Raw genomic sequence first — 9,497 nt, forward strand, 5'->3', positions numbered from 1 at the left:
CACCGATCATGCACGGGCTGGCGTTTCGCCGGCCTTTTTCATTTCGAAAGGCCGAGGATGAAATACTACCCGCCCTACGTCCCCGGGGGAAACCCGAACCCGGGCGCGTCCTATGTCGACGAGGACACGCCGGGAGCCATCCTGGGCTCGGTGCCGCCAGCCAAGGCGCTCGAGCATCCCCAGCGCGAGATCACCTTCGTGATCGACAGCGTGCTCGGCGACGGCAGCTTTGCCAGCGGGCAGGATGCCGGCGACACGACGCAGCTCTATCAGGCGATCGGGACCATGATCGCCGATGCCGCGCCGACGCTGCCGACCATCCGCCCTTCCAACATTCCCGTGCTCGGCTGGCAGTCGGTCCAGCCAGGGGCGCCCGCCGAGGGGGACCGCTATATCGTGGCCGCCGGCCCATCGGCGGACTGGACCGGGCAGGCCCAGAAGATCGCCATCTATACCTCGGGAACCTGGATATTCGAGAGTGCGGTCAGGGGGCAGATCGCCAGCTACCGGGACGCGGCGAACCGTCTCGCGCAGATCTGGTTCAACGGCACGGCATGGGTGTCACAGTCCGATACGAGGACATGGCGCCTGATCGGCACCACGGTCTCGATCCCGGCGAGCGTGCGCACGGTGATCACCGGCTACGGGTCATCCAGCAGCACGCTCATCGACTCCGTCATCAACACTGCCGCGGGCACGGTGACCATCGGTCCCATCGATGCCGGCTGGTGGGTCATCTCGTGCGGGGCGGCGACGGCTCCGGGCGTCAACACCAACATCGAGTCCCTCGACATCCAGGTGAACGGCTCGTTCATCGCGCGCTCGTCCGTCAGTGCGGGGGGCGACTTCAGCCTGATGGACAGGGCCGTTGCGACGATCACGCAACTGTCGGCCGGTGATGTGGTGACGAACGCCTTCTACCAGGAGAACGCCGGCGCGCTGGGCACACCGCTCGCCGGAACGGTGAACTTCCTGTCTGCAGCGAGGATCGGATCCTGATGATGTCGACTGTCCATTTCGATGACGCGCGGACCATGCGTGTCGCGGTGCAGGCTCTGCCGGTAGCCGATCGTGACCGCGTGACCGCAACGCCGGTCGAGACCGGCTACGACCTCAACGTCCCGGACGACCTCCTCCCGAAGATGCGGGGTGTCGACATGGCTGCCGCACTCGTCGCCGACCACCGGGATTGCCTTCTGGCCGCCATCAACGCCAGGCGCGACGCGGTCATCGCCGCGGGCTACCAACACAATTTCGGCGCCACGGCGGGCATCCGACGGCTCGATCAGCGCGACGCGCGAGACGACACCGCATGGCTTTCCGTGAAACTGCTCGCCTCGGACCTGATCGCGGCGGGGCAGGGCTCGCAGGCAATTCAGATCCGCGACGCCGGGAACGAGACATTCTCGACATCGGCCGAAACAGCCGACGCCGCGATGTCCGCCATGGGCGTCTGGCGATCGGCCGTCAGCTCCCATTCCTGGACGCTCAAGGATGCGGTGAACGCCGCTGCCGACGAGGCCGCGCTCGACGCCATCGACATTACCGAAGGATGGCCGGGAGACTGACCATGTCGAACACTCCGAAGCGCACTGGTCCTGTCGTGGCCGATCTGTCGCGTCGCGTGAAGACGATCGAGGAAGCACCGCCGCCGGTCGCTGTTCCCGGGCCGCAGGGAGAACCGGGGCCAAAGGGTGACCCCGGCACCGCAGGCACAGCGGGCCGCCCGAAGCGCGTCGAGCACCACACGGGCACCGTTTCCGGCAGCCAGGGCGTCGCCATCGTCACCTTTGCACCTCCGTTCGCCGTCCCGCCGCTCTGCACCGTCATCGATGGCTGGGAAGGCACCCAGCAGATCACCGGTGCCGTGACGGCCACAACCACGACGTCCGCCACGGGTTCGGTCCGCCGCAGCCGCGGCACACTCGCGCTCAGCGCCGGCCCCTTCGAGACGGCGCCCGCCGGCACGACCGTGAAGGTCCAAGCCATCGGCGACTGATCGCCAGCCAAGCCATGCCACCCCGACATCCAGGCCCGTCATCGCGCGGGCTTTTCCATGGGATGAACCATGTCCGATTTCGACCCGCCGGCATTTCCTCCGGCCATCGACGACCGCACGCCGAATTACGGCCTGCCGCTGGTGCACAGGGACAACTATGCGAAGGAGACGGACACCTACCGTCTGCGCTCGGCCATCCACGCGATCGACGCAAAGATGGCCGAGATCGCCAGTGGCGTCCGGCGTGCTCTTGTGCTTGCTGGACAGTCTAATCCTGCGTCGTCGAACGCTGCGGCCGCCGGCGGTGACCTCACGCCTCATGACAGGGTGCTGCTGTTCAACCCGGATACCGGCAGCTTCGCCCGATGGGATCCATCGCTGCCATGGCGCTATTCCACCGCCGGCATCTGCCCCGGCGGTCGCGGCAATCAGGGCTTCAGCGCGGCCAAGCGAATTGCCGAAGAGGACGGCGATACGGTCTATTGCATCGTCAATGCGTGGCCGGGAACCGGCATCCAGAACTGGTACAATCCCGACACGGCGACGGTTGGCGTCCAGGCGATCGAGCTCGACGCCTATGTGACGGCGGCGCTCGCAACTCCCGAACTGAGCGGCGTCACCAAGATCGACTTCTTCGCTTGGGGGCAGGGGGAGAGCAATCCCAATCACCCCTCCGGCGACGCGCTCGGAAGCCTGAAGGGCAAGTTCTATTTTCGTCGGGCCTTCAAGGGGTTCTACAACTGGTTGACGACTCGCCCGTGGATGGATGCCGCCGTCCCGATGAGCTGCATGCAGCTCAAATATCTGGATGCCCGGGGCGTCTATTCCTCCGGGTCCTGGCGGAATGACTTCTATCTGCATCTTGCCGATTACGGCTATGCCAATGTCGGCTGTGCCATGACGACGGACCTCTCGTCGGACCCGGATCTCCTGCACTTCACCGGGGCGAGTCAGACCGAAATCGGCAAGCGCCATGTCAATGTCTGGCGCCAGCTTCGGACGAAGGCGTCGGCGAACGAACCCGTCGATACGACCCAGACCGGGTTCATGCCCACACACTATATCGAGCACAGGCTTCGCTTTGCCGATCCCACCTCCAACGCAACGCTTGGCGCACCGCGGGGGCTCGACTCCGGCAGTTATGCCGACGGACGGGTGTACATCGCGCAATATACCCACGCCCCCGAGGACGGGTCGCCGGCGGGCGGCACCAATTTCACCGGGGCCCTGGAGCTCAGCCTCGACGGCTTGACCTGGTCGCTGGCCTTTCTGGCGTTGCGGGGGCTGAGTTCGAAAATCAGCTTCGGCACCAACGGCATCATCTTCAACGGCACCGGCGGGATCAAGAAGCAGAGCTACGCGCTCGCCAACTTCCAGGACAAGACGCACATCGTCAACACCGCTCCCTTCAAGCAGTTCGGCGTCGAATACGCCTGTTTCGACGACTCGTCCAAGATGATGGCTCTCGGTGTCAATGCGACCAGCGGATGGCTTCGGACCAAGTCCGGAGCGACACCGGACACGATCATTCCGGTCTGACGCAGGCTCGCCCCAAGACGCCTCTGAGACGTAAAACGGAGACATGAGAATGCCGAAGATCGACGGCCACAAGATCCATCCGGTCAGCAAGATGATCGACGTGGCGACCGCGGGACGGAAGGGCGCCAGCCATGCCCATGCGGCCTACAAGGTCACGCTGCCGGACGGAACCGAGATCATCCTGTCCTTCCAGACCGGCCAGCGCGGCGCGGGCGAGGCCAACGGCCTGACCAACGAGATCCTTCTCGCCATCGTCGCCGACCGCCTGCGCGCCTTCCAGGGCGGGCCCTACGCCTGCATGGAAAACGATCACATCCTGATGCATGTCGAGGAGGCGTTGAACTTCTCGATGGTGCGGGCCAATGCCCGCGCGGCACCGGATCTCGGGCTGCCCGCATCGACCTGACCGGCAACCGATATCCGACTTCCATCCGCCCGGCCGCATCCGCGAGCCGGGCTTTTTCATGCCCGGCCGCAGCGATGCGCCGGGCTTTTCTATGGAGCGCAGCCATGCCGCTGACGAAGACCGACAACTCGGCGATGACCTCGGCCGAGATCCGGGAAGTGCAGACCATGCTGGCAAAGCACGGGATCGACCCCGGTCCGATCGACGGTCTGATGGGGCCGCGCACCGAGGCGGCGATCATCGCCTTCAAGCGGTCGCGCAATCTCCAGCCGCGCGCGTTCGTCGGCCCGATCACTTGGAAGATGCTGGAGGCGGAGCCGGAAGGCGCGGCGCAGGGTGACCGGTCGGAGCTGCCGTGGGTCGCGTGGGGTCGAAGGCTGCTCGGCCTGCACGAGATCTACGACAACGCCGCGCTGAAGGCGGCGCTGAAGGAAGACGGCCATGCGCTTGGCGATCCTGCGAAGCTGCCGTGGTGCGGCGACTTCATCGAGACGGCCATCAAGGTCACGCTGCCGGGCGAGCCGTTCCCTGGCGCTCTGGGAAAGAACCCGTATTGGGCGCTGAACTGGCGCGGCTTCGGCGTCGAGACCGAGCCGACCTATGGCTGCGAATGTTCGATCTCGCGCAATGGCGGCGGCCACGTCTTCTTCATCGTCGGTGAGGACGCGACCCGCTATTACGGCCTCGGCGGCAACCAGTCGAACCGGGTATCGGTGGCGCCGATCGATAAGAGCCGCGTTCCCAAGGGCGCCTGCCGCTGGCCTTCGACCTTCCCGCAGCGGCCGATCTGGATGCCGAGGCTCACGTCGGCGACCGCCAGCGAGACGAGGTTCGGATGATGGCCGCCCGCGGAGTGCTCCGCACGGGCGAGGACGGTGCGCTTTTCTTCCACTGTCCCGGCTGCACCAGTCGGCACATGATCATGGTGGGGGCAGGCGCCGGCCCGCGCTGGAGCTTCAACGGCGACTTCGACAGGCCAACATTCGATCCGTCGGTGAACGTCACGTATCCCGGCCCTGATGCCGGAATCGGTGGCGCACCGCCGACTGTCTGCCACTCCTTCGTCCGCGACGGCGAGATCCAGTTCCTCGGCGACTGCACCCATGCGCTCTCCGGGCAGACAGTTCCTCTCAAACCGATCGGAGAAAACCCATGAACCTCGGAACGATTCGGAAGGCGATCGGCGCCACCGTCGCGACCGTCGCTGCCACCGGAACCACCGTCTTCGCCACCGTGCCGGAGGGCGTCGACATGCCCTGGTATGCCTGGCTGGGGCTCGGCGTCTTCAACGCGCTGATCGGCTTCGGCGTCGTCTACTTCGCGCCGAAGAATACGAGCGCCTGATGCGCTGCGCCGCCATCTTCCTGCTGATCGCCGTGGCGGGCTCGGCGATCGTCATCGTCGCGGTGGGCCGGTCTCTGCCCGTCATCGCATCGTCCCATGAATGACGGTTGGCGCCGGTGGAATCCCTGATCAACGGCATCGCCTCGTCCGACAGCGTCTTCGCGGCCTTCGCGGCGGTGTTTCTATGGCTCTACATCGACGAGCGAAAGAAGCACACGGCGACGAATGCTGAGCGGATCACCGATCTGAAGAGCGCTCACGAAACCGTCGCGAAATCCATCTCGCTGCTCGACGACGCCCGCAAGGAATTCACCCGGACGGGAGCGCGGCCATGACGCTGATGGAACGCCTGATGGGCCCGAAGCGCAAGCCGATCGACGACGAGGTGAAGAAGCTCCGAGGCTCGCTCGCAAGGGCGATCGTCGAAAGTGACCGCAAGGCCGCAGGCCTGCGCGAAGACATTGCCCGCAGAGCGCTGGACGCGGTCTCCGGCAGAGACAAGCATGCAAGAGGGGACGGCCGATGATCTGGCTGCAGAACCGGTTCCTGACCGGCGGGGTCATCGCCTCGGCAATATACTGGCTGCTGGCGGCCTATGTGCCCGGCCCGCAGATGATCGCGGTGGCGAACTCGATCTTCGTCGGCGTCGCGATCGCCGTCATCATTACCTGGGGGCCGAGCGCCTGGCGGGCGTTTCGCGACGGCGGGCGCGAGGGCTGGCAGCAGCTCGTCGCAGCGCCGGTCATCACCCTCAGCGCCTTCGTCGCGCTCAGGATCTATGTCGCCGTCGTCCGGGCGTTCGACATGCCCGACGAGCTCGTGAACTCGCCGGTGATTGGCTACCTGCTGCTGATCTCGGGCTGCGGCTGCATGCTGTACCTGTCCTCACCCGGCACCGCCAACGGCGTCACCCCACCCAAGAACTGGCTGTGGATCGTCGGCGCCGTCGCCATCGGCATGCTGATCGCCGGCATCGGCATCGGCACTGTGGTCGGAGGCGGTGAGGGGCAGGAGGCCCGGGACACCCGGGCAATCATCCTGTCGGACGGGGTGATCTCCTGCCCGCCGGTGGCGCCGGTCAAGGGCAATCACGGCAAGGGCGGGCGGTTCTTCCACGCCCCCGGCGGCGACAACTACCGGGCCACCGTTCCGGAGCACTGCTTTCCCGACGAGTGGGCCGCCCGCAATCGCGGATATCGCAAGCCGGGCGAGCCGACGATCCCGGATCTGCCGCGCCGCGGCTGACCATCAAGACCGAACACATCGCCCGCCGCTCCTCACGGGGTGGCGGGCGTTTTTCCAATTCAACGGCCGGGAATGGCGTAGCCCGGCGGCACGGGCTGCACAATCATCGTCGTCTCACGGCATCCGCACTCGGCGCATTTGATGCCGGTCGGCTGCCAACCGATATAGACTTGATCGGCGCCGAACAGCTCGATTGCCCGGGCCAGTGTCAGGCCGAGCAGGCGAGCGCACCGCTCGTCGGCACAGTACCAGGACAGCGACATCGCGTGATCGCGGAGGTCGCCCAGGGTCTCGATGGCCGTGTGGGTGGTCACGTCTTGCTGTCGATGATCGACCGGAGTTCGCGCAGGAGGCGATCGTTCGCGCGGTGGTCGCGGTGGGCGCGGATAAGCCCACCGCCGGCTAGAACCTTGGCGAACGCCACTTCACTATCCTCTATCCCGGGGCATTCGTAGAGTGCCACAGCCCAACCCGGTGCAGCTGGCATTTCATGGCAGAGAGCCTGGTAGAGCTATGATGACTCTTGCGAACTCGCTTCTTGCAAATTTTTGTCGAACTCAGCGACCATCCGGTCAATCTCTTCAGATGCGCCTCGTAGCACTGGAGCAAGTAGTCGCGCAGCTTCGGCTTCGATTGCACGATATGTCGCGCAATGGTCATCGTTTGGGACAGGAACCGACAAATGAAACGTGTTCGAGAATTCTAGCCCGTCATTCTCCCCCCGGATCACGAGCATAAAAGTGGCATCGAAATGCGCCGGCGTGCCAGGTTGGGCTCTTGTGATAAACGTACTGTTGCCTGACCGCTCAACGGTTTCCGGTGTTCCCGGAATTCCTCTTTCAAATTCGATTGATCCGTTACCGAACCCAACCGAAGTGATTTTCAACATGCGATTCACTCCCTAGCCGCAACGCCCAGGCAACTTACACCTCTACGCGTGGTGCGTCATGTATAGTGTCGTGGCCATTTCTAACCTCCCCACCGAGCTTCGTCGCCGGCTCCCGCGCATGCCCGCTGCCATCCACAAGGCATCACTCCTCGGAGAAGTCTGCAGGAACGTCACCCGCCTTGAACAGCAGCCGGGGCTCTTCCATCGTCTCTCCGGTCTCGTCGTCGGCCACCTGCTCGAATGCCACCGCGCCAACGTATCGGCTGGAATCGGCCAAGCGGGCCGCCTTCGACTTCGCTTCCTCGGCCGTTCGTTCCTGCGTGGTCTGCCCAGACACCAGCCGGCGGCCCGTCTTCACGAACGCCTGCACCACGAAGTAGGTCTTTGTCGTCATCGGCCGCACCACCTGTTTCCCTCGTTGGGCCAAGGTTGGGCGAGATTCTCCGATAGCAAGACATAGCCGGCGTCCCGGCCATCGGCGAGCCGGATCCGGACGATCGAGCGACCATAACGCCCGACCTCGCCAGTGTCGATTATCTGGTAGCCGTCGCCCATCAGCACGCGCAGCCGGTCCCGAGCACGGACGGCCAGGGTGGCCTCATGTCCGCATTCGGCATGTGAAGACATCTCGGGCGTGTCGATGTCCTTTAACCGCCAATGCAGCCCGCGCTCGTACCCCGTGTCGCCATCGACCAGGCAAGTCAGTTCACGCTCGACGCGATTACCGCCTTTGCAGACCGGCAGCGGATCGGCGATGGCCGGCATCACAACAAGCAGGAAGGCGGCGGCAATGAGGGCAGGGCGCATCAAGCCCACTCGACCTCGAGTTCTCGGAACGCCTCGACGACATCAGCCAAGCCGTGGGCGATGAGGACCTCCTCGAGGATGGCGACGGCGTCGGACAGCTTCGCCTCGCGGGGCGTGGTGTCCTTCAGCTGGCGGAGGGCTTCGATCGCTTCGGTGCGTGTCATGGGGTTCCCCGACATGCGGTTGTGGGCGGCTTCTTGTCCTCGCTCATATCGACGGTATTAGCGAGGAAATTTCAGTCCTCGGCCACTTGGTAGCCAAAAATTTCCATGAGTTCGCCGCGAAGCTCCTTAATTGCAAGCTCGTTCTGATCCGCTGATCGCATCACAGTGGCATGCATTGGTTGATCAGGTTGCTCATCGTCAACGACACAAAACGCTTTTCGGTCCTCCCGATCACGCAACGCCCTTACAGCGCGAGCTGAGCCTACCATACAGCCTTGCATCGACCTTTCAGGCCTGTCCTTACAGAGAAGTTGACCTTGTCGCTTGAGCTCACGGTCGTTCAGGTAATCGCGACGAAGTACAGACAATCCGCGCTCCATAAGATCCCTGCTGGCGAACGCGGCTGGAGACGGCAGACTTGTTTTAGGATTGATATGGATGGGAGATATAATTACGCGTATCAGCGTTTCATCATCTCCGACAGGGCCAAATTCGCTGTGGCTCACTCGCTCGCAAGAGCATTCTACGTCGTTGAAAGACATATATATTACGCGGTTAGGGCGGAAACGAGGTCGTCAGGCAGATATCGGCCATTGTAAGGCTTTCGGCCCATCGCAATGATGGTATTGCCCCGGTCATGTGAAGCGACTTTCGCGTAGTAGATGATGTCATTGCCGTCGAACGTGATATCGATATACCGACCCTTATCCTTCCAGTAGAAGCCAACCTCGCCGGACGGCTCTATCATTGTCCCCGTCGGGTCAGAACCAAGCGGTAACAGATCAATGAAGGCGAGCGCAGCTTCGATTGCCGCAGCAGTCGGCGCACTTGCGTCGTCGCCGTCCCAGCCTGGATGAAGGCCGTTGTAGGCCATTATGCTGGCTGAAAGCTCGGAGTTTCTATCCTCTTCGGTGTTCCAAAGAGCTGGACCTTTGTGGGGGGGGAGCGGACGCACCGAAACAATCTCGGATGCAGTTGGGGCAGACGCTGCCGTAACCGCGAGGGAAAGCCCCACGGACGTTATCAGCGTAGCAGCTGCGCGAAACATGGATCCAGACGCAGTCGCTCCAGCCATCGGCGAGACTCCTCGTCTGACTGGCGACC

General features: G+C 63.9%; 18 protein-coding genes. 11 read left to right on the plus strand and 7 right to left on the minus strand.

Going from position 1 to position 9,497, the window contains the following annotated elements; all coding sequences use genetic code 11:
• The first annotated feature begins 57 nt into the window (after nt 1–57).
• The 11 genes from ATO4_RS20235 (at nt 58) to ATO4_RS20285 (ending at nt 6,533) form a co-directional block, all read left to right on the plus strand.
• On the plus strand, nt 58–999 hold the full coding sequence (locus tag ATO4_RS20235) for a DUF2793 domain-containing protein (protein ID WP_083593502.1): 942 nt from the start codon (nt 58–60) through the stop codon (nt 997–999).
• A gap of 35 nt (nt 1,000–1,034) precedes the next feature.
• Nucleotides 1,035–1,568, plus strand: coding sequence for a hypothetical protein (locus ATO4_RS20240; protein WP_139802576.1), 534 nt, complete (start codon nt 1,035–1,037; stop codon nt 1,566–1,568).
• Nucleotides 1,569–1,570: 2 nt separating this feature from the next.
• Nucleotides 1,571–1,999 (plus strand): hypothetical protein, encoded by a 429-nt coding sequence (locus ATO4_RS20245; protein WP_083593506.1) that lies wholly within the window; start codon nt 1,571–1,573, stop codon nt 1,997–1,999.
• Nucleotides 2,000–2,068: 69 nt separating this feature from the next.
• The gene (locus ATO4_RS20250; RefSeq protein ID WP_083593510.1) at nt 2,069–3,538 is read left to right on the plus strand and encodes a sialate O-acetylesterase; all 1,470 of its coding nucleotides are present in this window, start codon (nt 2,069–2,071) and stop codon (nt 3,536–3,538) included.
• A gap of 49 nt (nt 3,539–3,587) precedes the next feature.
• Nucleotides 3,588–3,944: a hypothetical protein gene (locus tag ATO4_RS20255; protein ID WP_083593513.1), complete on the plus strand. Its 357-nt coding sequence runs from the start codon at nt 3,588–3,590 to the stop codon at nt 3,942–3,944.
• A gap of 104 nt (nt 3,945–4,048) precedes the next feature.
• On the plus strand, nt 4,049–4,783 hold the full coding sequence (locus ATO4_RS20260; RefSeq protein ID WP_083593515.1) for a peptidoglycan-binding protein: 735 nt from the start codon (nt 4,049–4,051) through the stop codon (nt 4,781–4,783).
• Nucleotides 4,780–5,100: a DUF6527 family protein gene (locus ATO4_RS20265; RefSeq protein WP_245308850.1), complete on the plus strand. Its 321-nt coding sequence runs from the start codon at nt 4,780–4,782 to the stop codon at nt 5,098–5,100. The genes ATO4_RS20260 and ATO4_RS20265 overlap by 4 nt, the downstream gene beginning before the upstream one ends.
• Nucleotides 5,097–5,288 carry a hypothetical protein gene (locus tag ATO4_RS20270; RefSeq protein WP_083593517.1) on the plus strand — a complete coding sequence of 64 codons (192 nt, stop codon included), beginning with the start codon at nt 5,097–5,099 and terminating at the stop codon, nt 5,286–5,288. Before ATO4_RS20265 ends, ATO4_RS20270 begins: the two co-directional genes overlap by 4 nt.
• A gap of 116 nt (nt 5,289–5,404) precedes the next feature.
• Entirely contained in the window at nt 5,405–5,623 is a 219-nt protein-coding gene (locus ATO4_RS20275; protein ID WP_139802577.1) for a hypothetical protein, read from the plus strand.
• The gene (locus ATO4_RS20280; RefSeq protein WP_083593522.1) at nt 5,620–5,814 is read left to right on the plus strand and encodes a hypothetical protein; all 195 of its coding nucleotides are present in this window, start codon (nt 5,620–5,622) and stop codon (nt 5,812–5,814) included. Before ATO4_RS20275 ends, ATO4_RS20280 begins: the two co-directional genes overlap by 4 nt.
• Nucleotides 5,811–6,533 (plus strand): hypothetical protein, encoded by a 723-nt coding sequence (locus ATO4_RS20285; RefSeq protein ID WP_083593525.1) that lies wholly within the window; start codon nt 5,811–5,813, stop codon nt 6,531–6,533. Before ATO4_RS20280 ends, ATO4_RS20285 begins: the two co-directional genes overlap by 4 nt.
• Before the next feature lie 59 nt (nt 6,534–6,592).
• Here the strand turns inward: ATO4_RS20285 and ATO4_RS20290 are convergent, their stop codons facing one another.
• The 7 genes from ATO4_RS20290 to ATO4_RS20305 all read right to left on the minus strand — a co-directional run bounded on the left by ATO4_RS20290 (nt 6,593) and on the right by ATO4_RS20305 (nt 9,267).
• Entirely contained in the window at nt 6,593–6,847 is a 255-nt protein-coding gene (locus tag ATO4_RS20290; protein ID WP_083593528.1) for a hypothetical protein, read from the minus strand.
• Between the two features lie 197 nt (nt 6,848–7,044).
• Entirely contained in the window at nt 7,045–7,422 is a 378-nt protein-coding gene (locus ATO4_RS27335) for a hypothetical protein (RefSeq protein ID WP_139802578.1), read from the minus strand.
• 142 nt (nt 7,423–7,564) lie between these two features.
• Nucleotides 7,565–7,816 (minus strand): hypothetical protein, encoded by a 252-nt coding sequence (locus ATO4_RS20295; protein ID WP_083593531.1) that lies wholly within the window; start codon nt 7,814–7,816, stop codon nt 7,565–7,567.
• Nucleotides 7,813–8,229: a hypothetical protein gene (locus ATO4_RS20300; protein ID WP_083593533.1), complete on the minus strand. Its 417-nt coding sequence runs from the start codon at nt 8,227–8,229 to the stop codon at nt 7,813–7,815. The genes ATO4_RS20295 and ATO4_RS20300 overlap by 4 nt, the downstream gene beginning before the upstream one ends.
• Nucleotides 8,229–8,393, minus strand: coding sequence for a hypothetical protein (locus ATO4_RS27840; RefSeq protein WP_176223078.1), 165 nt, complete (start codon nt 8,391–8,393; stop codon nt 8,229–8,231). Before ATO4_RS27840 ends, ATO4_RS20300 begins: the two co-directional genes overlap by 1 nt.
• Before the next feature lie 71 nt (nt 8,394–8,464).
• On the minus strand, nt 8,465–8,899 hold the full coding sequence (locus ATO4_RS27340) for a hypothetical protein (RefSeq protein ID WP_139802579.1): 435 nt from the start codon (nt 8,897–8,899) through the stop codon (nt 8,465–8,467).
• A gap of 41 nt (nt 8,900–8,940) precedes the next feature.
• Nucleotides 8,941–9,267, minus strand: a complete 327-nt coding sequence (locus ATO4_RS20305) for a hypothetical protein (RefSeq protein WP_083593535.1) — start codon at nt 9,265–9,267, stop codon at nt 8,941–8,943.
• Nucleotides 9,268–9,497 lie beyond the last annotated feature (230 nt).

The organism is Aurantimonas sp. 22II-16-19i, from assembly GCF_002088275.1.
GTDB lineage: Bacteria > Pseudomonadota > Alphaproteobacteria > Rhizobiales > Rhizobiaceae > Jiella.

What these genes read in the sequence shown, in the direction of transcription:
- ATO4_RS20260 (WP_083593515.1), top strand. Translation starts at nt 4,049, where the DNA reads ATGCCGCTGACGAAGACCGACAACTCGGCGATGACCTCGGCCGAGATC.
- ATO4_RS20305 (WP_083593535.1), bottom strand. Translation starts at nt 9,267, where the DNA reads ATGGCCTACAACGGCCTTCATCCAGGCTGGGACGGCGACGACGCAAGT.
- ATO4_RS20250 (WP_083593510.1), top strand. Translation starts at nt 2,069, where the DNA reads ATGTCCGATTTCGACCCGCCGGCATTTCCTCCGGCCATCGACGACCGC.
- ATO4_RS20245 (WP_083593506.1), top strand. Translation starts at nt 1,571, where the DNA reads ATGTCGAACACTCCGAAGCGCACTGGTCCTGTCGTGGCCGATCTGTCG.
- ATO4_RS20235 (WP_083593502.1), top strand. Translation starts at nt 58, where the DNA reads ATGAAATACTACCCGCCCTACGTCCCCGGGGGAAACCCGAACCCGGGC.
- ATO4_RS20270 (WP_083593517.1), top strand. Translation starts at nt 5,097, where the DNA reads ATGAACCTCGGAACGATTCGGAAGGCGATCGGCGCCACCGTCGCGACC.
- ATO4_RS20285 (WP_083593525.1), top strand. Translation starts at nt 5,811, where the DNA reads ATGATCTGGCTGCAGAACCGGTTCCTGACCGGCGGGGTCATCGCCTCG.
- ATO4_RS20295 (WP_083593531.1), bottom strand. Translation starts at nt 7,816, where the DNA reads ATGACGACAAAGACCTACTTCGTGGTGCAGGCGTTCGTGAAGACGGGC.
- ATO4_RS20280 (WP_083593522.1), top strand. Translation starts at nt 5,620, where the DNA reads ATGACGCTGATGGAACGCCTGATGGGCCCGAAGCGCAAGCCGATCGAC.
- ATO4_RS27335 (WP_139802578.1), bottom strand. Translation starts at nt 7,422, where the DNA reads ATGTTGAAAATCACTTCGGTTGGGTTCGGTAACGGATCAATCGAATTT.
- ATO4_RS20300 (WP_083593533.1), bottom strand. Translation starts at nt 8,229, where the DNA reads ATGCGCCCTGCCCTCATTGCCGCCGCCTTCCTGCTTGTTGTGATGCCG.
- ATO4_RS20265 (WP_245308850.1), top strand. Translation starts at nt 4,780, where the DNA reads ATGATGGCCGCCCGCGGAGTGCTCCGCACGGGCGAGGACGGTGCGCTT.
- ATO4_RS20255 (WP_083593513.1), top strand. Translation starts at nt 3,588, where the DNA reads ATGCCGAAGATCGACGGCCACAAGATCCATCCGGTCAGCAAGATGATC.
- ATO4_RS27840 (WP_176223078.1), bottom strand. Translation starts at nt 8,393, where the DNA reads ATGACACGCACCGAAGCGATCGAAGCCCTCCGCCAGCTGAAGGACACC.
- ATO4_RS20240 (WP_139802576.1), top strand. Translation starts at nt 1,035, where the DNA reads ATGCGTGTCGCGGTGCAGGCTCTGCCGGTAGCCGATCGTGACCGCGTG.